Origin of the sequence: Luteimonas mephitis DSM 12574 (assembly GCF_000422305.1) — a bacterium.
GTDB classification, from domain to species: domain Bacteria; phylum Pseudomonadota; class Gammaproteobacteria; order Xanthomonadales; family Xanthomonadaceae; genus Luteimonas; species Luteimonas mephitis.
The window spans coordinates 403,854-429,714 of the sequence record NZ_AULN01000013.1 but is presented as its reverse complement, the minus strand read 5'-3'; the positions used below and the strand labels follow the sequence as shown (position 1 = coordinate 429,714).

The 25,861-nt window shown below is 67.8% G+C and carries 23 protein-coding genes; 6 read left to right on the top strand and 17 right to left on the bottom strand.

The window, feature by feature from the left end; all coding sequences use genetic code 11:
* Positions 1-96: 96 nt before the first annotated feature.
* The 3 genes from H570_RS0104445 to H570_RS19070 all read right to left on the bottom strand — a co-directional run bounded on the left by H570_RS0104445 (position 97) and on the right by H570_RS19070 (position 1,459).
* Complete coding sequence (locus tag H570_RS0104445) at positions 97-633, bottom strand: cytochrome b (RefSeq protein WP_027079691.1); 537 nt, start codon at positions 631-633, stop codon at positions 97-99.
* A 155-nt stretch (positions 634-788) separates the two neighbouring features.
* On the bottom strand, positions 789-1,217 hold the full coding sequence (locus H570_RS0104440; RefSeq protein ID WP_027079690.1) for a VOC family protein: 429 nt from the start codon (positions 1,215-1,217) through the stop codon (positions 789-791).
* 47 nt (positions 1,218-1,264) lie between these two features.
* Positions 1,265-1,459: a hypothetical protein gene (locus H570_RS19070; RefSeq protein WP_169447732.1), complete on the bottom strand. Its 195-nt coding sequence runs from the start codon at positions 1,457-1,459 to the stop codon at positions 1,265-1,267.
* A 355-nt stretch (positions 1,460-1,814) separates the two neighbouring features.
* On the opposite strand from H570_RS19070, the gene H570_RS18080 reads away from it, so the two are divergent.
* Positions 1,815-2,765 carry an HNH endonuclease gene (locus H570_RS18080; RefSeq protein ID WP_156899833.1) on the top strand — a complete coding sequence of 317 codons (951 nt, stop codon included), beginning with the start codon at positions 1,815-1,817 and terminating at the stop codon, positions 2,763-2,765.
* Between the two features lie 449 nt (positions 2,766-3,214).
* Here the strand turns inward: H570_RS18080 and H570_RS18075 are convergent, their stop codons facing one another.
* The 3 genes from H570_RS18075 to aceE all read right to left on the bottom strand — a co-directional run bounded on the left by H570_RS18075 (position 3,215) and on the right by aceE (position 8,361).
* Positions 3,215-5,008, bottom strand: a complete 1,794-nt coding sequence (locus H570_RS18075) for an XVIPCD domain-containing protein (RefSeq protein ID WP_027079689.1) — start codon at positions 5,006-5,008, stop codon at positions 3,215-3,217.
* Positions 5,009-5,039: 31 nt separating this feature from the next.
* Entirely contained in the window at positions 5,040-5,510 is a 471-nt protein-coding gene (locus H570_RS19330; protein WP_245559533.1) for a hypothetical protein, read from the bottom strand.
* A 160-nt stretch (positions 5,511-5,670) separates the two neighbouring features.
* Positions 5,671-8,361, bottom strand: a complete 2,691-nt coding sequence (gene aceE, locus H570_RS0104415) for a pyruvate dehydrogenase (acetyl-transferring), homodimeric type (protein ID WP_027079687.1) — start codon at positions 8,359-8,361, stop codon at positions 5,671-5,673.
* 256 nt (positions 8,362-8,617) lie between these two features.
* Between aceE and H570_RS0104410 the strand changes: the two genes are divergently transcribed.
* From H570_RS0104410 to H570_RS0104400, 3 genes are all read left to right on the top strand, one after another.
* Positions 8,618-10,417, top strand: a complete 1,800-nt coding sequence (locus H570_RS0104410) for a sensor histidine kinase (RefSeq protein WP_027079686.1) — start codon at positions 8,618-8,620, stop codon at positions 10,415-10,417.
* Complete coding sequence (locus tag H570_RS0104405) at positions 10,414-10,854, top strand: response regulator (RefSeq protein ID WP_027079685.1); 441 nt, start codon at positions 10,414-10,416, stop codon at positions 10,852-10,854. The genes H570_RS0104410 and H570_RS0104405 overlap by 4 nt, the downstream gene beginning before the upstream one ends.
* 108 nt (positions 10,855-10,962) lie before the next feature.
* A complete protein-coding gene (locus H570_RS0104400; RefSeq protein WP_027079684.1) occupies positions 10,963-11,304 on the top strand; it encodes a response regulator in 342 nt (113 codons plus the stop codon).
* Between the two features lie 118 nt (positions 11,305-11,422).
* Here the strand turns inward: H570_RS0104400 and H570_RS18455 are convergent, their stop codons facing one another.
* From H570_RS18455 to H570_RS0104365, 8 genes are all read right to left on the bottom strand, one after another.
* Complete coding sequence (locus H570_RS18455) at positions 11,423-11,881, bottom strand: REP-associated tyrosine transposase (protein ID WP_084499731.1); 459 nt, start codon at positions 11,879-11,881, stop codon at positions 11,423-11,425.
* Positions 11,882-12,055: 174 nt separating this feature from the next.
* Positions 12,056-14,368: an NADP-dependent malic enzyme gene (locus tag H570_RS0104395; protein ID WP_027079683.1), complete on the bottom strand. Its 2,313-nt coding sequence runs from the start codon at positions 14,366-14,368 to the stop codon at positions 12,056-12,058.
* Positions 14,369-14,440: 72 nt separating this feature from the next.
* Positions 14,441-15,565: a hypothetical protein gene (locus H570_RS0104390; protein ID WP_156899832.1), complete on the bottom strand. Its 1,125-nt coding sequence runs from the start codon at positions 15,563-15,565 to the stop codon at positions 14,441-14,443.
* 27 nt (positions 15,566-15,592) lie between these two features.
* A complete protein-coding gene (locus tag H570_RS18070) occupies positions 15,593-16,108 on the bottom strand; it encodes a lysozyme inhibitor LprI family protein (protein ID WP_027079681.1) in 516 nt (171 codons plus the stop codon).
* A 70-nt stretch (positions 16,109-16,178) separates the two neighbouring features.
* Positions 16,179-16,583, bottom strand: coding sequence for a hypothetical protein (locus H570_RS0104380; RefSeq protein WP_027079680.1), 405 nt, complete (start codon positions 16,581-16,583; stop codon positions 16,179-16,181).
* Complete coding sequence (locus H570_RS0104375) at positions 16,580-17,659, bottom strand: hypothetical protein (protein ID WP_156899831.1); 1,080 nt, start codon at positions 17,657-17,659, stop codon at positions 16,580-16,582. The genes H570_RS0104380 and H570_RS0104375 overlap by 4 nt, the downstream gene beginning before the upstream one ends.
* Positions 17,619-18,917 (bottom strand): lysozyme inhibitor LprI family protein, encoded by a 1,299-nt coding sequence (locus tag H570_RS0104370; protein ID WP_036135080.1) that lies wholly within the window; start codon positions 18,915-18,917, stop codon positions 17,619-17,621. The genes H570_RS0104375 and H570_RS0104370 overlap by 41 nt, the downstream gene beginning before the upstream one ends.
* Position 18,918: 1 nt before the next feature.
* Complete coding sequence (locus H570_RS0104365) at positions 18,919-20,004, bottom strand: hypothetical protein (protein WP_156899830.1); 1,086 nt, start codon at positions 20,002-20,004, stop codon at positions 18,919-18,921.
* A 7-nt stretch (positions 20,005-20,011) separates the two neighbouring features.
* Here H570_RS0104365 and H570_RS18800 point away from each other — a divergent pair, with 7 nt between their 5' ends.
* Complete coding sequence (locus tag H570_RS18800) at positions 20,012-20,161, top strand: hypothetical protein (RefSeq protein WP_156899829.1); 150 nt, start codon at positions 20,012-20,014, stop codon at positions 20,159-20,161.
* On the opposite strand, the gene H570_RS18795 is transcribed toward H570_RS18800, so the two are convergent.
* Both H570_RS18795 and H570_RS0104355 read right to left on the bottom strand, forming a co-directional pair.
* Positions 20,150-20,419, bottom strand: a complete 270-nt coding sequence (locus H570_RS18795) for an SHOCT domain-containing protein (protein WP_156899828.1) — start codon at positions 20,417-20,419, stop codon at positions 20,150-20,152. The genes H570_RS18800 and H570_RS18795 overlap by 12 nt on opposite strands.
* A gap of 30 nt (positions 20,420-20,449) precedes the next feature.
* Complete coding sequence (locus H570_RS0104355) at positions 20,450-21,007, bottom strand: ECF-type sigma factor (RefSeq protein ID WP_027079676.1); 558 nt, start codon at positions 21,005-21,007, stop codon at positions 20,450-20,452.
* 417 nt (positions 21,008-21,424) lie between these two features.
* On the opposite strand from H570_RS0104355, the gene H570_RS0104350 reads away from it, so the two are divergent.
* Positions 21,425-24,328, top strand: coding sequence for a serine/threonine-protein kinase (locus H570_RS0104350; RefSeq protein ID WP_027079675.1), 2,904 nt, complete (start codon positions 21,425-21,427; stop codon positions 24,326-24,328).
* Positions 24,329-24,403: 75 nt separating this feature from the next.
* Here the strand turns inward: H570_RS0104350 and H570_RS0104345 are convergent, their stop codons facing one another.
* Positions 24,404-25,660 carry a flavohemoglobin expression-modulating QEGLA motif protein gene (locus H570_RS0104345; RefSeq protein WP_027079674.1) on the bottom strand — a complete coding sequence of 419 codons (1,257 nt, stop codon included), beginning with the start codon at positions 25,658-25,660 and terminating at the stop codon, positions 24,404-24,406.
* Between the last annotated feature and the right edge of the window lie 201 nt (positions 25,661-25,861).

The window sequence follows — 25,861 nt, the reverse complement described above, 5'->3', positions numbered from 1 at the left end:
CCCGGCCGGCCAGCCCGCGTCGGGTGCCGGCGCGGCCGTTGCAGGCCGCCGCCGGCACGCCGGGCAGGACGCGTCAGCGCGGGTGGACGCCACCCATCACAGCATCCGCCGCAGGGTGTCGTCCCTGCGCAGCCAGTGGTGCCACAGCGCGGCGAGGATGTGCGCGCCGATCACCCAGTAGAAGATCGTGCCGATCGTCTCGTGCAGGTCTTCGAGCGTATGCGCCAGCGCCTCGTTCTCGGGCAGCAGCGCCGGCAGTGCGATCTGCGTGAACGGCACGAGCACGTCCTTGCCGTCGCTCCAGGCCGTGGCCAGCCCCAGCAGCGGCTGGACCACGAAGAACAGGTACAGCGCCACGTGCAGCAGCCCGCCGGCCCACGCATTCCACCTGGCCAGCGCGGGCGTGACCGGCGGCGCGCCGTCGCGCAGGCGCAGCCGCAGTCGCCACACCACCAGCAGCAGGACCGACAGCCCGACCCAGAAGTGCCCCTGCACCATCGCCGCGCGCGGCGCACTCCCGCGCGGGAACAGGCCGCGCTGCTCGATCAACAGGTAGGCCGCGGCCACCAGCAGTGCCATCAGCCAGTGCAGGCGCCGCAGCGCGGGGGAATAGCGTGGGCGCATGGCAGTCATCACGATGTCTCCGGGCTTGGCTGACGCCTACGCTAGCGCGACCGTGCGTGTCCGTATTGATCCGGGTCAAGCCGATGCGCTGCGGGCTGCATCGGCGCAAAGCCCGGCGGGCAGGCCGCCGTGCCGTCCCGGCCCCGGCCGCCCGCAGCACGGGCTCAGCCCGCCATCGCCTTCGGCACCATCACCATCCAGCCCACGCCGAAGCGGTCGACCAGCATGCCGAACGCGGTGGCGAAGAAACTCTCGCCCAGCGGCATGTTCACCTCGCCACCGTCGGCCAGCGCATCGAAGCGGCGCCTGGCCTCGGCATCGTCGGCGCACACCAGCGTCAGCGAGATGCCCTTGAACTCCGGCTTGCCGCTGCACATGCCGTCCGACAGCCCCAGCTCGGTGCCCCCGATGCGCAGGCCGGCGTGCATCACCTTGTCGGCCGGCGGCTTGAACCCGCCCGGGCACTCCCCGTCGCCCTCCGGCGAATCGCCGTAGGTCATGCGCATCAGGAGCTCGGCATCGAGCGCCTTGCCGTAGAACGCGATCGCTTCGTCGGCGCGACCTTCGAAGAACAGGTAGGACTGGACGGACATGGGGAGCCTCGCTTGGGGGACGGAATGGCGGCGCCGGCATGGCGCGCTTACAGGGACGACGAACCGGCGCGGCCGGGATCGACAAACCCCGCCCGGCTGCCGCGCGGAAGGGTTCCATCGGCGCGCGCAAAGCGCTTCGCGACACCCTTTTTGTCCTTCCGGAAGCCCGATCCACGCCGGTCACGGCCCGGAAAGCCTCGCCGCTGGCGCAAAAAGCGCCACGGATGGCGCTTTCCGGTCATGGGGCAGGCGAAAAAAGCGCCAGCGCCGACCCTTCCCGCGCCGGTCGCGGCGCTCCAGTTGCCAGCATTGGCGCAAAAAGCGCCACGCGAGGCGCTTCCTGGCTCAAGCTCGAGTCAACAAGTGCCGCGACTGACGCTTTTTGGGGCAACGGAGCCGCCGGGAGCGACTGCGACGACACTTGCGGCGACAGTGATGGCGCTTTTTGCGTCACTGGAGGCGAATCCTGGGGCGGCCTTGCGGCCCGGACCCCTGCATCAACGCACGGGAGTTCCTCTGATCCCGGTTCTGGCCCGTGCTGATCAGGTGCGCATTAGAAAGTTATAAAGCGTGTCGCCAGTGGTTATCCTGGCGCCCATGGAGCGCTTGCTGCCCTCGACCAGTCTGCCTTTTGAAGTCGGTGCGCTCTACAACCGACGCGAACAGATCCATGGTCTTTTGGGCGGCCAGCGACAAGGTGGCATCTCGACACCTGCCACCAGTCCATACGTGATCCTGTTTACCGGAGAGGCCGGCAAGCAGCACGGCTATCACGACTTCTGGGACGAAGAGAACGTTCTGCATTACTACGGCGAAGGCCAACGCGGGGACATGACGTTCTCTGGCGGAAACTTGGCTATTCGCGAACATCTACGGAGCGGCAAGCGTCTCCTTCTCTTCCAGATGATGGGGCATGGCCGCCCATATCGTTTTCTGGGGGAATTCCAGTTCCTGAGCACCTATCAGCAAGTCGGCGTTCCCGATACCAATGGCATGCCTCGCAAAGCACTCGTCTTCAAGTTGCAGCCTCTTGAATCAGCTTTCGAGCCGTTCCAGAGGTCAATCACCGACGCAGCGGCGCCGGAAATTGAGTTGGCAGCCACTGCCAACAGCCAAATCATGGAAGTTAGAACCAAACAGTCCCTCTTCAAACGGCGATTGCTGATCGTGGAGAAGGAGTGCCGACTCACTCGCATCGCAGACCTTCGCTTCCTGCGAGCGAGCCACATCAAACCATGGTCGAAGTGCGCATCTGGAGATGAGCGGGTCGACGGAAATAACGGGCTTCTGCTGAGCCCTACTGCAGACCATCTGTTCGATCGAGGCTGGATTACCTTCGAGGATAACGGCGCGCTTGTTCGTTCCCAACATTTGCCCAGTGACGTCATCAGCCGGATCGGCATTGACTTGGGCCAAGGCCGGAAGTGCGGGTCCTTCAGTACCAACCAAAAGACCTATCTCGAATATCACCGGAATGCCGTATTCGAGAATGCTTTCAAGAAACTCACGGACCCCTTGCTCGATCTGCTCACGACATCCCGCGGCTGACCCCGTGGTTTGCGCATGCCCCACTCTCATTGAGCGAGAACACTTCCGCTACTCTCATCAAACCCTCACCAGTGAGCCTGGCCGTCAAAAGAGAACTACAGAGCTACTGATCAGGATTTGACCCTGCCACGTTCAACGGAGTACGAAGCTGGCCACTGGAATCAACTCGTAGGGTGGGTATCGCTGTGCTCAACCCATTCTACGGAACCTCGCGTTCTTCCGGCACCGCCGACTCTTCATCGTTCAAAACCACCTCTGTGGCAGCACTTGAATCCTGCACTGTCGCAAACCAAGCCTTATAAGAATCGGGACCGTAGAATAAGGCGGACTCAATTTCCCTCAATGGGAAAAGAGGAGTCGGGTTCACTTTCTATGATCTCGTAAGTGAACCCGACCCGTTCTCGCGCTGGCGTTTTCCCATGCCAGCGGTGCGCATAGGGGCTGATCAATCAAATGATGCGCACCTGCCTCTGGGCTTGCTCCTGTTCGAACGGCCTCTGCTGCAACGCCGGATCATGGCGCTCGAGGGATTCAAGGTGCGCCAGCGACTCCCGCACCGGCGTTTCGACGGCAGTTGCGGTTGTCGCATGGGCCCGTAGATGTGCCGGATCGTCCAGCCGGCCTTGCACAATGAACACAGCCTCCCCTGCGCGCGCTGTGCTGGTTTGCTGACTCAGCACGACATGATCAATGCGCTCCATGCCCTTCCGATGCGCAAGAACGGCGAGGCTGGCACTCATTCGTTCACTTGCATCGTCGAAAGCCCGACCGAGTGTTCCGTCAAGACGCGCGACCGCTTCGCGTGCCTGCCGCAGCAGCGGATGATCATCCGGCGCGCCTGTCGGGACGTGTGTTCGCCCGGCTTCACCGATGGAGCGGCCCGGCACCTGATCATGATCACGATGGGGCGCCTCAGCTAACGTGATGCCGAGGCTGCCGGGCCGATAGTCCTGCACGATCACCGACTGTCCTCGGCCGTCACTGATCACCAGACGGGTGCCATCCATGCGATAGCTATGCTGCCCATCTTCGCTGCGAAACACGTCTGCGGGGTCATTCTCATGGTGTGAGCCGCCGGTGAGGCGCTGACCATGCCAGATGATCCCGCCGCGCAGATCGTCGTCTCGAATGATGTCGCCATCATCCACCACGTAGGTGTCGTCACCTTCGCCGCCTCGCAGCCTGTCGCGGCCGGCCCCGCCGATGAGCACGTCGTCGCCACGACCGCCGATCAGCGTGTCACTTCCACCCTCCCCGAGAAGAAGGTCGTTGCTATCGACTTCACGATCATTACTGCGTGTGGCATCAAGTGTGGCGGCATGAGTCGGGGCGACGGCAACGTTCGCGGAATCGCGGCCCGGGTCAATATGGATGGCGCCAGCGTTGAAAGCTTCGTCGCCAAGCTGCCCCGCAATCTCTGGATACCTGGTTCTCAGATCGGATAGCAGCCGTATCCTTGCGGGCTCAAGTGCTTCGGCTACCGTTTTGACGCTTCCATGTGTGTCCAGGATACCGGCATAGTCGCGGTTGGCCTCAGCGATGAGATTGCGCTGGCCGGGGTTTCCGTCGATGTCGACACCCCAACGCTGCTCGTCATCATTGATGCGCTCGCGATGCAGTTGATACATCCGATAGCTTGAAACTGCTTCTTCGGTGGAAACATTGTTCGGGTCGTCGTAAAGGCCGAAGAGTTCCGATTCCATATAGCGGCGCTTGCGCAGGCCTGCCTCATACATGGCATTGCTTCCCCACGCGTTGTAGCGCAATTCAAACCAGGCCTCGCTGCGATCACCGGCCGCAACAGCATCACGAAACGGCTGCATGGAAGCACGATATGCGCCCGCGCCGCGGTTGTAGACCAGCGACACAAGTGCCGCGCGCTCCTGTGACACCGGCATGTCGAGCCCCTCGATGGGACGCTCATACTCTGGCAGCGAAGCCACGAGAAGCTGATCGCTCTCCGCGGCAGTGAGCGTGCGATTGAATGCGAGCCCCAATCCCGTGCGGTCACGCGGCCTGCCAGCATCGATCTCGGCAAGCTGCCGCCATTCGGATTCCGCGAGGTGAATGCCGGAGTCCCTCCAGAGATCAACATTGTTGTCGCGGTTGAAGGTATAGCCGTAGCCGATGGTGGCACGGCCATCACCGATGTCTTGTGCGCGCGTGTGCAGGCTTTCCGTAAGCTTGATCAGATCACCGACCAGCTCGTTGTACTGATCTTGGGTGAGCGTGTTGTATTCCATGACATGAAGCTCCCTTTGAAACGGACGGCGTCTACATCAGGTCGGAGTAGTCCCCGATTTCGTTGCACACCTCGGTGGGCGGATTGCTGACCTTCGTGATCCTGTGCTTGCCGGCATCGACTTCTGTTTTCGGGTCGACTATGCCGTAGAGGAGATAGAGCGCGCCTTGGTATTCCCACAGGCCGAACGTGGAGAGATCCGAGAACGCGTACTGCGAGCCATCGATTCGCGTGACCTGGAATGCGCATTCCGAGTAGGACGCCCATCCGCACTCTGCATGCAGGACTCGGAGCCCACCACGCCCTGCAAGGTCAAACCGATAGGTGCGTCCGCCTTCTTCCGAAGTTTCGCTTGGAAGGATCCGCGTCGCGTCTTCAGATGCGGCCGAACTCCAGCCGCGAGCTTCCTCGCAGAGCGAGGCGGACGCTGCTTGGCTGGCCTCGACGGTAGTGCAACCCGCAGCTGCGGCCACCATGAGCCAACCGAAATATCTGATCTTCATCGGCAATCCTTGTCCTGTTACGGTGGGCCCGTTCGGCAACCACCTCTGTGGTTGAACCCGAAAGAAGATTGGTAAGGGCTTGTAGCGGTGGAAGCAACGATCCAGACCCGAAAATGAGAAGGGCGGCCCGTTCGGCCGCCCTTCCTGGTCCATCCATGCCTCACGCATGCAGCGGATTCGGCCTCTCCACATCGATCTTGTAAAGCTTGATCGCCCGCGAAACGTCCTTCGCCGTCATCTTGCCTTCCGCCGCCAGCGCCGCGATCGCGGCCTGGGCGACGTGGTAGCGGTCGACCTCGAAGTGCCGGCGCAGGTTGTCGCGGGTGTCGCTGCGGCCGAAGCCGTCGGTGCCCAACACGGTGTAGTGCATGGGGACGAAGGCGCGGACCTGTTCGGGGTAGGCGCGGATGTAGTCGGTGGCGACGATGGCCGGGCCCTGGCGGCCTTCGAGCTGCTGGGTGACATAGGCCTTGCGCGGGGTCTTGGCTTCGGGGTGGAAGCGGTTGTGGCGCTCGGCGTCCTGGCCGTCGCGGGCCAGCTCGTTGAAGCTCGGGCACGACCAGATGTCGGCGGTGACGCCGAAATCCTTGTCGAGCAGTTCGGCCGCGGCGATGACTTCGCGCAGGATGGTTCCGGAGCCCATCAGCTGCACGCGGTGCTCGCCCTTCTTCGGCTTGCCGGCGTCCTTGAACAGGTACATGCCCTTGATGATCCCCTCGGCGCTGCCCGCGGGCATCTCCGGGTGCACGTAGTTCTCGTTCATCAGGGTGATGTACCAGTACTCGTCGTGCTGCTCGGCGAGCATGCGCTGCATGCCGTGCTGGACCAGGGTCACCACTTCATAGCTGAAGGTGGGGTCGTAGCTGCGCACGTTGGGGATCAGCCCGGCCTGCACCAGGCTGTGACCGTCCTCGTGCTGCAGGCCTTCGCCGTTGAGCGTGGTACGGCCGGCGGTGGCGCCCAGCAGGAAGCCGCGCGCGCGCATGTCGCCGGCCTGCCAGGCGGCGTCGCCGACGCGCTGGAATCCGAACATCGAGTAGTAGATGTAGAACGGCAGCAGCTGCAGGTCGTTGGTGCTGTAGCTGGTGGCGCAGGCGAGCCACGACGCGAACGCGCCGGCCTCGGTGATGCCTTCCTGCAGCACCTGGCCCGCGGCGTCCTCGCGGTAGTACATCAGCTGGTCGGCGTCGACCGGCTTGTACTTCTGCCCGTGCGGGGCGTAGATGCCGATCTGGCGGAACAGGCCTTCCATGCCGAACGTGCGCGCCTCGTCGGCGACGATCGGCACCAGCCGCGGGCCGACCTGCTTGTCGCGCAGGGCGATGTTCAACATCTGCACGAACGCCATCGTGGTGCTGATCTCGCGCTCGCCGGTGGACTTGAGCAGGCGGTCGAAGGTTTCGAGCTTCGGCACTTCGAGCGAGGTGCCGGCCTTGCGCCGGCGCTGCGGCAGGTAGCCGCCCAGCGCGCGGCGGCGCTCCTGCATGTATTCGATTTCCGGCGACTTCTCGCCGGGGTGGTAGAACGGGATCTGGCCGTCCTTGAGCTGGTCGTCGGTGACCGGGATCTGGAAGCGGTCGCGGAACGCCTTGACGTCCTCGTCGTCCATCTTCTTGGTGCCGTGGGTCGGGTTGAGCGACTCGCCGGCCGCGCCCATGCCGTAGCCCTTGACCGTCTTGGCCAGGATCACGGTGGGCATGCCTTCGCTGTGCACGGCCTCGTGGTAGGCGGCGTAGACCTTGTGCGGGTCGTGGCCGCCGCGGTTGAGGCGCCAGATGTCGTCGTCGGACAGGTTGGCCACCAGCGCGGCGGTCTCCGGGGTCTTGCCGAAGAAATGCTCGCGCGTGTAGGCGCCGCCGAAGGCCTTGCAGTTCTGGTACTCGCCGTCGACGGTTTCCATCATCACCCGGCGCAGCGCGCCGGAGGTGTCGCGGGCCAGCAGCGGATCCCAGTAGCTGCCCCAGATGGTCTTGATCACGTTCCAGCCTGCGCCGCGGAAGTTGCCTTCCAGCTCCTGGATGATCTTGCCGTTGCCGCGCACCGGGCCGTCGAGGCGCTGCAGGTTGCAATTGATGACGAACACCAGGTTGTCGAGGCCCTCGCGGCCGGCGACCGAAATCGCGCCCAGGCTCTCGGGCTCGTCGGTCTCGCCGTCGCCGAGGAAGCACCAGACCTTGCGGTCGGTCTTCGGCATCAGGCCGCGGCTTTCGAGGTACTTGAAGTTGCGCGCCTGGTAGATCGCCGCGATCGGGCCCAGGCCCATGCTCACGGTGGGCGTCTGCCAGTACTCGGGCATCAGCCACGGGTGCGGGTAGGAACTGATGCCGCGGCCGTCGACTTCCATGCGGAAGTTGTCGAGCTGGGATTCGCTGATGCGGCCTTCCATGAACGAGCGCGCGTAGATGCCCGGCGAGCCGTGGCCCTGGATGTAGAGCAGGTCGCCGGGGTGGTCGGCGCTGGGCGCGCGCCAGAAATGGTTGAAGCCGACGTCGTAGAGCGTCGCGGACGAGCCGAACGTGGCGATGTGGCCGCCGAGGTCGCCGGGCTTGCGGTTGGCGCGCACCACCATCGCCATCGCGTTCCAGCGGATCAGCGAACGGATGCGCCATTCCATCTGCGCATCGCCGGGCGACTTGGCTTCCTGGCCCGGCGGGATGGTGTTGATGTACTCGGTGGTCGGCGCGAACGGCAGGTGGGCGCCGGCTCGGCGGGTGAGTTCGACCATGCCGTTGAGCAACTGGTGCGCGCGCGCCGGGCCCTCGCGGTCGATGACGGCCTTGAGCGACTCGAGCCACTCCTGGGATTCGGCCGGATCGGGATCGTTGACGAGGACTTCGTTGAGCCAGTTCATGGTGCGTGCTCCGCCGCGGCCTGCTGGCCGCGCAGTGGTCGTGGAATCGAGCTTCCATTCTATCAGGGGGCCTACCGGGGGACTGTCGCGGCCGGCCGGCACGCAGCGTTCCCGCGGCGGCGGCCGGCAACGCCGTCGCGCGTGCAGCACCGGGCCTGCGGCTCGGTTGCGATCGGCGGGCGCGCCGGCCATCATCACGCTCCGGGGGGCCGTGGACGCGTGGGCGTTCGCCTCTTTCCTTGTCCAGGCGAAACGCATGCCCACCAGCCGTCAACCCGAACCGACCCCGAAGTGGCGCCTCGCGCTGCTGCTGCTGGCAGTCGCGCTGATCGTGGTGGTGCCGGCGGTGCTGCTGCGCAACGCCGCCACCGACACAGTGGCCGCGATGGAGCAGGTCAACCACTCGCAACAGGTGGAGGCGCAGGCCTACGCGCTGGCCTACGACGTGCGCAACGTGGAGTCGGCGGTGCTGGCGACCGCCGCCGGCGTCGACAACGCTGAACTGCGGGTGCGGCTCGAGGAAAGCCGCGCGCGGATCGCCCCGGCGCTGGACACGCTGCAGGCGCTGACCCGCGACAACGCCGCGCAACAGGTGCGGATCGGCCACCTGCGCGCCAACGTCGACCAGCGCATGAACGAAATCGCGCGCAGCGGCGAGGGCGCGTTTTCCGCGGCGAGCCTGGAGGCACTCGTGACGCGCTTCCCGATCCGCGGCATCGTCTCCGAAATGGTCGCCGAGGAACGCAAGCTGCTGGCACGGCGCGTTGCGGCGGCAGACCGCACCCGCAGTCGCGCCGAGTTGCTGCGCTGGGGCGCAATGCTGGCGCAGCTGTCGCTGCTGGGGACGGTGATGTTCTTCGCCACCCGGCAGATGGCCGGGCGGGTGCTCGCGGAGCAATCCACCCGCCGCGCCAGCGCGCGCGCCGCGGTGGTGCTGGACACCGTGCGCGAGCCGATCGTGCTGGCCGACGCGAACCTGCGCGTGGTGATGCACAACGCGGCGTTCGCCGAAATGTTCGGGGTCCAAGGCGACGCGGCGGGGCAACCGCTGGCCGAGGTCGGCAGCGGCGCCTGGAACGACGAGGAAACCCTGCGCCGGCTCGGCGACGTGATTGCGCGCGACCGCGAGCTGTGGGATTTCCAGCGTCGCCAGGAAACCGCCGACGGCTTCGAGCGGATCATGCTCATCAATGCGCGCCGCATGTCGCTGCCCGACAGCGAGGACGACGCGGTGCTGGTGACCGCCAGCGACATCACCACGCAGAAGGCCAGCGAACACCAGATCCGCGAACTCAACCGCCAGCTGGAAGGCAAGGTGGAACTGGTGTCGGACGTGAACCGCGAGCTGGAGGCTTTCAGCTATTCGGTCTCGCACGACCTGCGTGCGCCGCTGCGCCACATCGCCGGCTTCGCCGACAAGCTGGGGCGGCAGCTGGGCGACGACATCGACGACAAGAGTCGCCATTACCTGGACGTGATCTCGGGCTCGGCGCGGCGCATGTCGGCGCTGATCGACGACCTGCTGGTCTACTCGCGCCTGGGCCGCAGCGCGCTGCGTCCGCAGGTGGTGGACCTGCAGTCGATGATCCACGACACCCGCTCGATGCTCGATGCCAACGCCCAGGCCGACAACCCGGGCCACGTGATCCACTGGAAGATCGGGCCGATGCCGGTGCTGGTCGCCGATGACAACATGCTGCGGCAGGTGTGGCTGAACCTGCTGGGCAACGCGGTGAAGTACAGCGCGCACAGCGAGCCGGCGGTGATCGAGGTCAGCCACGCCCGCGAAACCGACGGTAGCCATCGGTTCAGCATCCGCGACAACGGCGCCGGTTTCGACATGGCCTACGCGGGCAAGCTGTTCGGCGTGTTCCAGCGGCTGCATGCGGCCTCCGAATTCTCCGGCACCGGCATTGGCCTGGCCAGCGTCAAGCGCGTCATCACGCGACATGACGGCCGCGTCTGGGCAGAATCCGAACCCGGCCGGGGCGCCACCTTCCACTTCACCCTGCCAGCCAACCTCGAACCCATCAGCAAGGGCACGCCGATCGCATGAGCACCATCCGCACCATCCTGCTTGCCGAAGACAGCCCGAACGACGCCGAGATGGCGATCGACGCGCTGCGCGACGCCAACCTGGTCAACCCGATCGTGCACGTGGAGGACGGCGTCGAGGCGCTCGACTACCTGCTGCGCCGCGGCCGCTTCGCCGACCGCCCCGAGGGCGATCCGGCAGTATTGCTGCTGGACATCAAGATGCCGCGCATGGATGGACTGGAAGTGCTGACGCAGCTGCGCCAGCAGGACCACCTCAAGCGCCTGCCGGTGGTGATCCTGTCGTCTTCGCGCGAGGAAAGCGACCTGGCGCGCAGCTGGGACCTGGGCGTGAACGCCTACGTGGTCAAGCCGGTGGACGTGGACCAGTTCTTCGAGGCGGTGAAGACGCTCGGCCGGTTCTGGGCGGTGTTCAACGAGGCGCCGCAGGACATCTGAGGCGCAATGGCAACGTCGGGAACAGGTTCCCCTCGGCCCGCCTTCCCGAACGAAGGAGGAAGCGCCGGCGCCGCTGCGTCGCGACCCGCGGCGTCGACGCAATGGCGCGTGCTGATCGTCGACGACAGCGCGGATGACGCCGAACTCGCGCGCATCGAACTGCACGGCGCCGGCATTGCCGCCGAGTGCCGGCGCGCGGACAGCGAGGCGTCGCTGCTCGCCACGCTGCTGGAGTTCGCGCCGCAGCTGGTGCTGTCGGACCTCAACATGCCGGGCTTCAGCGGCGAGCACGCCTTCGCCATCGTGCGCGAACGCGCGCCTTCGGCCCGCTTCGTGCTGCTGACCGGCGCACTCGAGGAAGACGCAGCCCTGCCTTCCGTCGACGCGGTACTGCTGAAACATGAGCTGCATGCGCTGCCGGGGCTGGTGCGGGAGCTGTTGGGTTGCTAGGCGTGCCCCGGCCTTGTCCACGACCTTGTAGGAGCGGCTTCAGCCGCGAGCTTTTCGATGACGGGAACAAGAAGCAACAGCTCGCGGCTGAAGCCGCTCCTACAGGTTGGCCGGGAAGTTATCCAAGCCAGATGGCATCCCAATAGGGGTAGTCCCCAGCGCGCGGAACGAGATTCGCGCGAACCGGATTCATTACCAGATAGCGGGCAACTGGAAGCAGGTTCTCTTCCCTGCGGATCGCATGGTCGTGATAGCCCGGCGCCCAGATCCGACCGAGCACTTGGTGGTGTTGTCGCAATGCGCGTGCACTTCCGCCTTTCAATCTGCGCACGCAATCAGCAAGCGTGACATCACAACCAAGCTCGACCAGGCCATGCCAGTGGTCGGGCATCAGCACCCAGGCCAGCAGCGTACTCGCCTGCCAGGCCGGCGATCCGGCCATCAACCGCGATGCCTCGGCGGCTGCCGGCCATTCACGAAAATGCGGCGTCCGGTTGGCAGTCGTGAACGTCAACAGGTAGATCCGCCCCGCTTCCGACCACCGTCCCCGACGCAGCGCGTGATGTCCTGGTCCCATGGCAACAGCGTGTGCCGCGGACTTGCTTGCCGGTATCGGCTGGCTCCGCGTTGCCGGGTAGGAAAGCCCCGCGACCTCTTGCAGGAACGGCTTCAGCCGCGAGCTTTTTGTTGAACGGGAGAAAGCTCGCGGCTGAAGCCGTTCCTACAAGTGCGGGGGTGTGGGAGTGCGGGGCTATGCGCCCTCGCGCTGCAGCTTCCTGATCTGCGCTTCCACCGCCACGATCGCGGTCATGTTGACCACGCGGCGCGGGGTGCTGGCCGGGGTCAGCACGTGCGCGGGCTGGTCGATGCCCATCAGGATCGGACCGATGGCCACGCCGTCGGTCATCACCCGGATCAGGTTGTAGGCGATGTTGGCCGCGTCGAGGTTGGGCATCACGAACAGGTTGGCGCGGCCCTTGAGCGTGGTGTTGGGGAACATGCGCTCGCGCAGGTCGGCGTGCCAGGCGGTGTCGCCCTGCATTTCGCCGTCCATGTCCAGGCGCGGGGCGCGGCGGGCGAGGATCTCGCGCACCTTGCGCATCTTCGCCGCCGAGGCGTTGTCGTGGCTGCCGAAGTTGGAGTGCGACAGCAGCGCCACCCGCGGTTCGACCCCGAACAGCTTCAGCCGGTAGGTCGCCTGCAGCGTGCTCTCGGCGATCTGCTCGGCGGTGGGGTCGAGCTGGACGTGGGTGTCGAGGAAGAACCAGAGGCCGCGGTCGTTGATCACGCCAGTCATCGCCGAGGTGCTGGTGACGCCTGGATCGAGGTCGAACACGCTGCGCAGGTAGCCCAGCTTCTTGTGGTAGCGGCCGACCATGCCGCAGATCAGGCCGTCGGCTTCGCCGCGCTCGACCATCAGCGCACCGATCAGCGACGGGCGCGAGCGCAGCAGGTTCTTGGCCGCGTCCGGGGTCACGCCGCGGCGTTCGGTCAGCGCGTGGTACTGGGTCCAGTACTCGTGGAAGCGCGGGTCGTCGTTGATGTTGGTGAGGTCGAAATCCTCGCCTGCGCGCAGGCGCAGGCCCAGGCGCGCGATGCGGCTTTCGATCACGTCCGGGCGGCCGATCAGGATCGGCCGCGCCAGCTGCTCGTCGACCACCGTCTGCACCGCGCGCAGCACGTTTTCTTCCTCGCCCTCGGCGTAGACCACGCGCTGGATGTCGGCGCGCGCGCGCTCGTACACCGGCTTCATCATCAGGCCGGTGCGGTGGATGAACTGGCCGAGCTTCTCGCGATAGGCGCCCATGTCGGCGATCGGGCGCAGCGCGACGCCAGACGCCATCGCCGCCTCGGCCACGCACGGCGCCAGGATCGTCAGCAGGCGCGGGTCGAACGGGCGCGGGATGATGTAGTCGGCGCCGAACGAGGTGACGTCGCCGCCGTAGGCGCTGCCCAGGTCGGACGATTCCATCTGTGCCAGCCGCGCGATCGCGCGCACGCAGGCCAGCTTCATCGCCTCGTTGATCTCGGTGGCGCCCACGTCCAGCGCGCCGCGGAAGATGTACGGGAAGCACAGCGCGTTGTTGACCTGGTTGGGGTAGTCCGACCGGCCGGTGGCGATGATGCAGTCCGGGCGCACCTTCTTCGCGTCCTCGGGAAGGATTTCCGGGTACGGGTTGGCAAGCGCGAGGATGATCGGCTTGTCGGCCATCGTCGCGACCATCGCAGGCGTCAGGATGCCGCCGGCCGAGAGGCCGAGGAACACGTCGGCTCCGTCCACGATCTCGGCCAGCGTGCGCTTGCCGGTGTCGCTGGCGTAGCGGGCCTTGTCGGGATCCAGGCCGGGGCGGCCGGTGTAGATCACGCCGTCGCGGTCGAACGCCAGGATGTTGTCCTTGCGCACGCCCAGCGCCACCAGCATGTCGAGGCAGGCGATGCCCGCCGCGCCGGCGCCGGTGGTGGCGACCTTGACCGTGGCGATGTCCTTGCCGGCCACCTGCAGCGCGTTGAGCATCGCCGCGCCGACGATGATCGCGGTGCCGTGCTGGTCGTCGTGGAACACCGGGATCTTCATCCGCTCGCGCAGCTTGCGCTCGACGATGAAGCACTCCGGCGCCTTGATGTCCTCGAGGTTGATGCCGCCGAAGGTGGGCTCCAGCGAGGCGATGATCTCGACCAGCCTGTCGGGGTCGCGCTCGTCCACCTCGATGTCAAACACGTCGATGCCGGCGAACTTCTGGAACAGGATGCCCTTGCCCTCCATCACCGGCTTGCCGGCAAGCGGGCCGATGTCGCCCAGGCCGAGCACCGCGGTGCCGTTGGAAATCACCGCCACCAGGTTGCCGCGCGCGGTGTAGTCGTAGGCGGCGGCGGGGTCGGCGGCGATCTCCTCGCAGGCATAGGCCACGCCGGGCGAGTACGCCAGCGCCAGTTCGCGCTGGGTGACCATCGGCTTGGTCGCCGCGACCTTGATCTTCCCGGCCGGGGCCAGGCGGTGGTAATCCAGTGCTGCCTGGCGGAAATCTTCGGCGGATTCGGGGGTGGCAGGCTTCTGGTCGGACATTTTGCTTCGCGCGGCTGGCGGGCCTTCGATTCTAGCCGCTTTCGATTTCCCTCCCGGTGCGAGGCGGCGCGCTCAGCCACCGACCAGGCGGAAGAAGCTGATCACCGGGCGGTAGTTCCAGCCGGCATCGCGCACCACCCGCATGACCGGGCCCTTCACCTCGCGCGAATCGAAGGTGTAGGCGTACTGCAGCGCCATGACCGGCCTGCCGTCGCGGAACTGCAGGCCGTAGGTCCGCTCATGCTGGTATTCGAAGAAGCTGATGCCCCGGCTGGCCTTCCACTTGAGCGCGGCACCCTCCACCCCGGCCGCCCAGTCCAGCGATGCGAAGCGGTCCTGTGCGCGGGCACTGTGCTGGCCCGGATCCAGCCGCAGCACCAGCCGGTAGCCCCGGGACATCCCGCCCTGTCGCGCGAGGTTCATCCACCTGGCGTCGGCGTAACGCCAGTCGATCACGTACTCGTCCGGATGCGTGCCGCGGGTCACGGCCCAGGGCACGTCGAGCTGGTTCAGCGCCATCAGGCGGTTGCCCAGTTCGGCAGCAGACACCGCCGCCACGCCCGGCTTCGCGGGTTCGCCCCCGGCCCACGAGGCGATCCGCCCGAACAGCAGGAACTGCAGGCCAGCCCAGAGGAATACTCCGGCCAGCAACGCGTGGCGGACCGGCGCGGGCGCCACCCGCCAGTCGCCGTCGGGGCCGTCGCCGAGGCCGGGCAATGCCGCCAGCTGGCGTTCGACCGCGGCGGGATCCATGCCGACCACCAGCAGCAGCCGGTTGCCGCTGCGTCGCACGTGGCCGTGGTAGCTGTTTTCGGCGTGCAGGCGCTGGTCGTGCGCATCCGCCGCCAGCTCCAGGCCGAAGCGTTGCGCCAGCTGCCGCGCGGCCTGCTGCAGCTGCGCGGGTGAATCGGCCAGCACCGCCATGCTCATGCTGCCGTCGCGCCCGGTGAGCAGCGACACCGCACGCGCGGACGGGAACTGCACGCCCAGCGACACCGTCGGCATCCCATCCGCCGCCAGCAGCCGGGCTGCGTTGACGAAGCGGCCATCGGCGACGCCCCAGTTGGACGCGCTGGGCGGCGGCACGTTCAACGCGCCGTGGAAATGTTGCACCACCAGTCCGACCAGCGCCGGCAATCCGATGCCGAGACCGAAGAAATACAGGAAGAACATCAGGACCCGCAGGGGTTTTGGCATGGCCTGTTCCCGAGTTGCACGTGGCGCTCAGCGCTGCACCGCCAGCGACTTGCCGAGGCAGTGGAGTGCATCGGCACGGATTTTCCGGTCACTGCGCCACGCACGCGGCGCGACCCCGCACTGCTGGTCGCGCTGGTGCAGCCAGCGCAACTGGTCTGCGCGCAGGGCATCGCGCGCGGCAGCCCCGGGATTCGCGGCCAGCGCCTGCTGGTACTGCGCGGCCAGCAGGCGATCGGCGTCGCCCATGCGCTCATCGCTGCACAGCAGGTGCTCGACCTCCGTGGTGGCCCTTGCGCAGTTGAAATCCGGTTTCGCACCCGTGACGCCCAGCAGGCCGGGATAGACGACGGCGCCCGCCGACGACAGAAGCAATCCGATCCACAGCCCCATGCCCAGCAGCGGCATCGACAGCGACTGCAGCAGCGCGCGCCAGCCCTGCACCGGCACCGCGGCCGGGCGCGCGCGCACGACCACGAAGGCGTACAGCAGGCCCCACGACAGCATCAAGGCCGCCAGCACCAGGATCAGGATGTCGGCGTTCATGCCGTCGCTCCCCGCGCATCGTCCACCAGGCAGGCGACGGCAAGGCGCGGTGCATGGCCGCAGGCGGGGCTCATGGCTCGAACCCTCGCGTGGGTTCAAGCAAACCCGGGTCGTAATTGCCGGGGTAAGCCACCCGCAACCCGTGCTTGCCGGACTTCGCGGTGAACGCCTCCATCGGGCATTCGTTGTCGGGGTCGTCGTGCGCCGCGAACGCGAGGGTGCCCGCCGCCCTGTCCACGTCCACCCGCACCAGCACCGGCTTGTCGAGCACCGAGCCGGCGCACTGCAGCACCGCGTACTCGGCGCGATCGCTCGCCAGCAGGATGATCCGCATCCCGCCGGTGTCGCCGGTTTCCTCCGACGTCCGCAGGCTGGAATACACGCCGCCGATGTCAGCGGGCGGCGCAGCAGCGGTTGCGGCCGCGGCAGCCAATGCCGGCACGAGGATCACGCGATGCACGCAGGCGATGCTCATGGGCGGGCGAACACTCCGCTTGCAGCATCCCAGCGCAGCGCCAGCGGCCGGGTCACGCCATCGGCGGTTTCCTGCGACTGCCGCACCGCATCCTCGGCCTCGTCGCCAAACCATGCGCTTGCCACCAGGCCGCGGCCATCGGCCTGCGGGCGATAGTCAACCGAAGGCGTGACGCCCTGGAATTGCAGCGGCATGGCCACGCCGGGCCTGAGGAATTCTTCCGGCGCGATCGTCGGCAGCATGCCGTGGCCAGGCAACAGCGCCAGCTGCCCGCTGGCTTCGCGCGTGAACACTTCCACGTGCTGGTCGCATCCGTCCACGCAGATCGAGCTGGATACCAGCAGCCGCGGCGTACCGTGTGCCGGCAGGTACACGGCCATGGTCAGTTCGCTATCGTCGAGCGCGCCGCCCAGGGCGAGGAAGCCGACCCGGTGGTCGATCGCCTCGACCCGCGCAAGCTGCCCATCGGCCAGCAGGCGGTCGGCATCGGCGCCGGCGTCCACCGCGTTGAAGATGACCGGCAGGTAGCGCTGCGGATGGGCCTGGAGATCGGCTTTCGCGTAGGCGTAGTACGCCGCGAACCATTCGTGGATGTCGACGGCGGGAACCATCGCACCCGGCGTTCCGGACGGCACGGAGGCTACGCCGGCTGCGTCGTCCGCTGATCGGCACCCGGCGATCAGCAGGCACATCACCGCCATGGTGGTGGCTGCAGGCAGGCCGCGTGGACGCAGGCAGCACCGCACCGTCATCGCCCAAGAATGCGGTTTGATCGCACCCGCCGCACCTGCGCGGGCGCCAGCATTCGCGGCATGGATGACTGCACGGGTGGCACGCAGGGCGATGCCCGACATCAAGGCCGCCAGCACCACGCCGCCGATGACGATCACGATCCACAGATGCATCCCCTGCTCCTCCCCGATGGCACCGCATGCGCCTCGTCCATGAATGCAATCGCCGAACGGCAGCCAAACCCGCCATCGAGTTTCGGCATTCACCGGTCCCGACCCGGTGCGCGCCGCAACGGCCCGCCCTTCAATCCGCGGCGGGGGCCGGCGTGATCGACAGCTGCGCAATGCACAGCTGCGTCCACCGTGGACGGTCCGGATCGGACTGGTCGACGTCGCAGCCACCCCGGGTCCGCCAGGCCAGCAGGCCGTGGACAGGATCGAAGGCCAGCGGCAGGTCGCCGGGCCGGCTCGCGGCGACCCGTCGCTGCACGTTGCCCACGAGGTCGCCATGCACGATGCCGGTGTCGTCGGCGAACACCACCTGCCTGGTTGCCGGGTCGTAGAACACGTTGAGCACCTCCCACGATCCCCACGCCAGCAATCGCGGCGGCGCTCCGGCGCCGGCCGCCTTGGCTTTGAGCGATACGGTGCCACTGCGGCTTTCCAGCCACGGCGCATGCGCATCGCCGACGCGCATTGCAAGCACGTCGCAATCGTCGCAACGCGTCGGTGCCGAGGCGTTGGCAAACACGGGTACGCCGCCGGCCTGCGCGGCATCGAGCAGCGCAAGCACGCGGGCAGGCGGATCACGCAGTTCACGGCGGCCGTCCCCGGTTGTCGCGAACACCCGCGCGGGCCGGCCTTCGCCGCCTGCCATGCGTACCAGCAGCGTGTGCGGGCCATCCCATGCCAACGACTGGATCGTGCCCCTCGGCTGGCCGCCACCGGCAGCCGGAGCCGGCGTTGCCGGGAGCAGGCGCTCATCATCGAGCCGGTACCACCAGGCCTGGTCGTGCACCTCGCGGTCGCGTCTCTGGATGACCACTGCCAACGAGCGGCCATCCGGCGAGAACCGGGAGCGCGGCGCCGCCCTGCCGTCGGCGCCCATCAACACCCCGGCGTAGATGCCGTCGGCGCGATAGAAATCCAGGTCCACGCGCGCGCTGCGCAGGGGATCGTCGGCCAGCGTGCGCACCGGATCGCGCGACCAGATCGCTCCGTGCGCAAGATAGCGCAGCTCACTGATGCGATTGACATACGTCTGGCGCAGATAGTCTTCGAACAGTTCCGCTTCCGGGGGCGCGTCGGGACCGAACAGCTTGCGCGGGCCGTATACGCGGTCGCGCTCGGCGATCCAGCGCCGCTGCTGCGCCCGCAGCGCTTCCCGCGCGCCCGCGTCGGTGGCGGCCTGCATTGCATCGCGGTACGCCTGCGACAGCGAACCGTCGAGCCAGCGCATCCGCGCGTCGGCGCAGATCATGCGTTCCATCGGCCTTGCCGCCTTGCTGCAATCGAACCCGGCGGGCGGATCGAACGACTGCGCCGAGGCCGCGCAGGAGCAGGCACCGAGGACGACAGCGAGCAGCGCGATCCCTGCCCTCACCTCATTCTTCCTCGTCCGGGCCGGGCATGCGGACCGCGACGCAGGCTGGCGCATCGCGCTTCAGCACCACCTGGCGCGCGATTGCGTCGGAGTTGCCACAGAACGCCTGCGCGACGCCGTCGAAATCCACCGTGTACGTGTCGCCCGCCTCGTTGCGGCGGATGCGCAGCTGGCTGCCGGGCACGCCGTCGTCTTCGCTGGCAATGTCGACGGTGGTGTCGCCATTGCCGGCCCGCGTCCAGTCGCTGGCGTAATCGCCGCGGCCGGCCTGGATCAGGCACGCCGCGTGGGTGCCATCGCCGACCGGGACTGCGCTTGCGTACTCCAGCTCGATCACCCGGCCATCGGTGCCGAGGCCAAGGTGCAGCTTGTGCGTCACTGCCGCATCGGTCGCCATCGTGCAGGTCGTGGACTCGGTCATGAAATAGCCCGGCTCGGCGTCGCCGCCGCTGTCATGCGCGGTGACGCGACGTTCGCCCTCCGGCACGGTGGTGACGACGAAGGCATCGCGATCCCATTTCACGTCCAGGCCGTCTTCGTCGCCGCTGGCATAGGCGTATGGCGTGACCACGAAGCTGCTGCCGGTCCAGTTGCCGATCAGCCACAGGCCGCCGCGCTCGTATCGCAGGTCCAGCGTGACCAGATGCCCGCCCCAGAACTGCGGCCGCAGCCGGTCGTCGACGATCGCAGAATATGCATCCGCATCGACGGCGTAGGTTTCGCTGGTCTCGCCGTCCGGGCCGCGGTGCTGGAAGCGCAGTTCGACCGGCGGCGACATCGCATCGAAGCCGGACACCGTGTCCGGATCAACCTTCGGCAGGCATTCCAGCAAGCGGAAACTGCCCTGCTGCGAGGAGAACCCGGGCGACAACGCCGTGCAGCCCTTGTCCGGCGGCGACCATGCCCCGGCGGCGACCTGCGCAGCGTTGCCGGCCTGTGCGGCGCGAGCAGCTGGAAGCGCCGGCTCCTGCTGCGCCTGGCCTTGTTGCGCAGGGCCGCGTTCGCATCCGGCCAGGACCGCGCAGCATGCCGCAAGCGTCAGGATGCAGACGCCGCCGCGCCCATGTCGCGATGATTCGTGTGGCACGCGGGGCTTGGTCAAGATCGACGGCATGTCGCGGCTCCATGGCGTGGCGTCGGCTGCCGGGACGCAGCGCACGCCGATGCAATCGACCAATCCGGCGCGATCCGGCCAATCCACCGTGCCGGCGACTGCCGTCGGCTGGAACCGGTCACCGCTGTGACAGGATCTCGGCCTTCTTCGCCTCGTATTCCTGCATGGTGACCAGGCCGCGATCGTGCAGGGATTCCAGGTCGAGCAGCCGCGTGGCGATGCCGGCCGCCTGCGCGCGCGCCGCCCCGGTCACGATTTCGTGGTTGAAGGTGACGTGTCGGTCTGCGTGATCAGCGTGCGCAATGCGTCCAGGGTCGCCGTAACGCGGGGCGCCCTGATTTCCGGGGACGCCGACAAGGTATCGCCGGAACCGGCGCATCGCGGCCACGGCCGCGATATCGGATCGCGGGTTCCTCCGCTAATCCAGCTCGCGCTGCAGCCAGGCGCGCGCGGTCAGCCAGTCGCGGCGCACGGTGCGCTCGGAAATTCCCAGCGCCTCGGCGGTCTCCGCCTCGGTATAACCGGCGAAGTAGCGGCATTCCACCACCTGCGCCATCCGCGGCGAGCGCAGCGCCAGCTTCTGCAGCGCATCGTGCACGGCCAGCACGTGGGTATCGTCGGCAACCGCGAGGATCTCGTCATCGACCTGCAGGTGCGTGGCACCGGCGCCACGCTTGGCCCGTAACTGCGCGCGCACCCGCTCGATCAGGATGCGGCGCATCGCGATCGCCGCCACCGCCAGGAAATGTCCGCGGGTGCCGAAGCCCCTGGTGCGCGACAGCCGCAGGTACAGTTCGCTGACCAGCGCGGTGGTCGCCAGGGTGTCGCCGGCCGAGATCCGCCGCCGCTCGCGGCGCGCGCTCGCACGCAGTTCCTCGTAAAGCAGCGGCAGCAATTCATCAACCGCAGCCAGCACTTCCGGCGCACGCTGGCCATCCAGCACGTCGATGTCGGCCATCGCCTGAGACTCTTCCATTGCCCCACCCGCACGAGGAGTCGCCCCGATTCTGCGGGATAGCCACGGCGTTTGCATCCTTGCCCGGATTGCGCGGCCGCCTGCACCGTCCAACGCCGAAGCTTCCCGGCCAACGTCGCCGAACAGTCGTCATCCTGGTTTGCACGCTCTTCTCACGGGATACCGCGCCATCCCGGCATCTCCCTGCGCGCTAACCCGATGGCGGCTGCTTCGGCGGGACTGTCGAGGCAACCGTGGCAGCTGGTGGACGATAACCGCCGTGCACGAGAACCGCGGGCACGGTACCGGCGATTGCATCGTGCGATGGCCGCATTCTTGCAGTCACGGCGATACTCGGGCTGAAACGGTTGCGTGGGCAAGCCGTGCATACTGCGCGGGACCGCACCCACCCCGCCCCGCACCGGAACCGGGAGAGACATGGAGCCGCAGACACCCAGCACCGATGCGGAACTCTGGGCGCAGGTGGAAGCACTGTTCCCCGACCTGCTTGCACTGCACGCCGATGCGCGCGACGCCTTCCTGTCGCGCCACTGCGCCGGCCAACCGCAGCTGCGCGCCGAGCTGGAATCACTGCTGGCGGCGTCCGGGCATCCCTCGCCACTGGATGCGGCATCCGTGCTGACGTTGACCGGCGGCGGCGACCCCGGCCATGAAGACGATCCGCCGCTGCAGGCCGGTACCCGCATCGGCGACTGGCGCGTGGTGCGCCTGCTCGGACGCGGCGGCATGGGCGAGGTCTACCTGGCCGAACGCGTCGCCGGCGGGTTCGCGCAGAACGCCGCGATCAAGCTGCTGCGCCGCGACGCCCTGCAGCACGCCGAGCGCTTCGACACCGAACGCAGCATCCTGGCGCAGCTGGACCACCCCAACATCGCGCGCCTGTTCGGCGGCGGCATCGAGGCGGACGGTTCGGCATGGATGGCGATGGAACACGTGCAGGGCGAAAGCATCAGCGCCTACTGCCGCCGCCATGCGCTGGACCTGCGCGCACGGCTGGCGTTGTTCGAGCAGGTCTGCGCGGCGGTCGCCTACGCGCACGCCAACCTGGTGGTGCATCGCGACCTCAAGCCGGCCAACATCCTGGTGACGGCGCAGGGCCAGGTGAAGCTGCTGGATTTCGGCATCGCCAAGCTGCTTGGCGGCGATGGCGATGCCACCCAGGCGGCGCCGTTCACCCCCGACCACGCCGCGCCCGAACAGCTCGACGGCGGCCCGGCCACCACCGCCGTGGACATCTACGCGCTCGGCGTGCTGCTGTACGAGCTGCTGTGCGGGCAACGGCCGTGGTCGCTGGGCAACACGCCGGTTTCGCAGGCGGTGGATCGCCTGTTGCGGCAGGAGCCGCCGCCGCCCAGCCGCGTTGCCGCCGAGCATCCCGCGCAGTCGCCGCTGCCGCCCGATGCGCTTCGCGGCGACCTCGATGCCATCGTCGCCCGCTGCCTGCGCAAGACCCCGCGAGACCGCTACTCGTCGGTCGAAGCCTTGCTGGCGGACCTGCAGCGGCGCGATGCACACCAGCCGGTGCTGGCGCGGCAAGGCAACTCCGGCTACGTGCTGCGGCGCTGGCTGCGCCGGCACCGGGTCGGCACGCTGACCGCGGCGCTGGTGCTGGCGGCATTGCTCGGCGGCCTCGGCCTGGCCCTGTGGCAGGCACAGAAGGCGCAGCGTGCCGCCCAGCGCGCCGAGTACGTCAAGGACCTGGTACTCAGCGCGTTCCGCGAACAGGATCCGTTGTCGCGGCCCGGCAGCGACAGCCGGACCCCGGCGCAACTGATCGGCAACGCCGTCGCCGGCATCGACCGCGACCTGGCGCGGGACCGCGCCTTGCACGCCGAACTGCTCGACGATTTCGGCGAGATCCAGGGCAGCCTGGGCGACATCACCGGCGCCGCCGCCACCCTGCAACGCGCACTCGAAGAACGCAGGTCGCTGTTCGGCGATGAGCATGCCGATGTCGCGGAAACCCGGCGCAAGCTGGCCGGCATCTCCCTGCTGCAGGCCGATTACGACCAGGCGCTTGCCCAATCCACCCGGGCGCTGGCCACGCTGGACGGCCTGGGCCTGGCCGATTCCGCGGAAGCCGCGCGCGCCAAGCTGCTGATGTCCATGGTGATGGTGGTGCGCGGTGACCGCGAGCGTGCGCTGGAACTCGACCTCGAAGCCACCCGCGCGCTGGAAGCGGCATTGGGCCGGGACCACCCGGAAACCGCGCAGGCCTTGCTGCGAACCGCGCAGGTGCTGACCCAGTTGCGCCGTGACGCCGAAGCCGAAGCCAGCGCGCGCGATGCCGTCGAACGGATCGAACGTTCGCAAGGCAGCGAATCACCGCGCCTGATCGCGGCGTTGACCGTGCTGGGCAACGCACTCAAGCAGGACTCGCGCATCAGCGAAGCCGACGCAACCTATGAACGCGCCATCCCGCTGGCACGGCGCTGGCTCGGCGAGCGGCATACCGGCCTGTCCAGCCTGCTGCATGCCCAGGCCAGCCTGCGCATGCGCCAGGGGCGGCTGGAGGAATCGCTGGCACTGTTCAGCCAGTCCGAGGCGGCCACGCCCGAAAGCGACCTGTCGCAGCAGGCCAACCTGCTTGCCGCGCGCGGGCGCGTCTACCTGCGGCTGGACCGTTTCGACGAAGGCGAGCGCGACCTGGAGCAGGCGTTCAAGCTGCGCCGCAAGATGCTGGGCGACGACGCCGGCCTGACCTGGTTCAGCGCCAGCCTGTGGGGCATGGCATTGCGCAAGCAGGGCCACCTGCAGCAGGCCGAAGCCGTGCAGCGCGACGCGCTCAAGCGCGTGCAGGCGATCCTCGGCCCCGATGGTTATCAGAACGCACTGCTGATGGACGAACTGATCGACACGCTGATGGAGAAGGGCCCGTCCCTGGAAGCCGTCACCCTGGCCCGCAGCGCGCTGCGACTCACCCTGGCGAAATACCCACCCACGCATGCCCTGGTCGCCAGCCGCCGGCTGCGCCTGAGCGATGCCCTGGCCAACACCGGTGACCCGGCACTGCGCGGAGAATCGATCCGCGCCTGCGACGATGGACTGTCCACCTATCGCGAAGCGAAGGACGCCGATCTTGGCGACGGCCTGCTCAACTGCGCGCGCATCCGGCTGTCGCTGGATGATCCCGCGAGCGCCCGCGCCCTGGTGCAGGAAGCCGTTGCGGCGCTGCCGGCCGATGCCCCGGAAGGCGACTCCATCGCCCAGCGTGCGCAGGCGCTGCTGGCCCGGATCAATGCGGTGGCAGGTGACGACGACATTGCCAAGACGCAAGGTGGCGGCGCCGACACCGAGGCCGGGAAAGAGGCCGCGCCCTGATCCGCGGGAGCGCCCCTTCGCGCGATGGGGCTTCGCCGGCAACACCTTCGCGCCCAGCGGGCGCGCCTGCGAAGATCAGATCTCGAACGTCGGCGCGTCCTCGGACACGCTGTCCAGCCGGATCCGGTTGGCGAACAGCGAGAACGCGAGCATCCCGGCCAGCCCGTTCGCGCGCGAGACCCAGTGCGGCAGCCAGCGCGGCGGCGACAGCACGCCGGCCTCGAACAGCGGCGCGAAGCGCTGCACGTCGCCCAGGGTCATCTTGCCGGCGAACAGCTGCCGGCACAGCCGCAGCTGGCCCTGGCGCAGCGCCCAGCGGAAGAACGTATGCACGCCGATCAGGCCGCGCAGGTACACCGCATCCTTGGTGAAGGCATGGCCGCCGGACAGCGGCACGCCGCGGAACACGCGCTGGGCGGAGGCGAAGCTTTCCTGCGCCGATTGCCCGGCGCCGAGGAAGTAGCGGAACACCTCGATGAAGCCGGCGCCGTCGAGCGCCATCGCGATCGCCTCGATCCGCAGGCTCACCCGCTTCATCCGCTCGATGTCGATGTTGCCGGTGATCTGCTCGGCGAACACCGCCAGGCCTTCCTGGGTGGCGGTGGTGCGCGGCGACGACAGCCCGAGGCTCCCCAGCACCACCTGTTCGCGGCCGTTGAGCGCGGTGAGCGAATGCACGAAGGCCTCGTGCTGCAGCAGCTGGTGGTGGTCGTAGTCGGTGTATTCGGCGCTGCTGCGCAGGCGGATGCGGCGCGCGCCGGCGGCGGCCTTGGCGATCATGCCCGGGTCGAGTTCGACCGCGATCACCCGCTCGCCGAAGTAGCGGTCGAGCTCGGCCTGCAGCTGCAGCTGCAGCGCGGTGGCGGAGATGGTGACCTGCTCGGCCGGCGAGAGCAGCTCGCGGTCGAGCTCGTTGGCGATGTCGATGAAGTGGCGCGCGGCCTCGCGCGCGGTGGGGCCGTTGCCGGGCAACGGCTCGTCGGGGCGGCCGAACAGCGCGATCGAATGCGCGCCGACCGCAGGCGTTCCCAGCGATTCGAGCAGCTGCGCGGCGATCGACCAGCTGCGCGTGGATTCGACGAGGTAGGCCCCGATCGGATGCGCGGGATCGGCAGCGGCGGCGATGGCGTCGAGTTCACGCCGCGCGTCGCTGAAATCGTGTTTCGGATAGGCGACCTCCGGCAGCACGTCGTGGCCGCGCGCATGGCCTTCGAGGAAGCGCTGCTGCACGTCCGCCGGCCAGCTCACCAGGGTCAGCAAACGGATCCCGCGCGCGGCCACGACCATGCGCGCGTCGAGCGCTGCGTGGTGGGCCATGTCGGGGGTGGACATGCTTACGCCCTCCCCTGCGAAGGCAGGGGGTGAGGAGGCGCGTTCACGAGCCATTGGCTCGTGCGCCGACGAACGCACGCCAGCTGTGCTGGCGGGCCGGACGGGCTGGGGAGGGGTTGCGTGTTCGCCCGTGGAGGTTCGGCGCCTTGCGCCTCGCACCCCCTCCCCACCTCCCCCTGCATTCGCAGCGGGAGGAGTCGA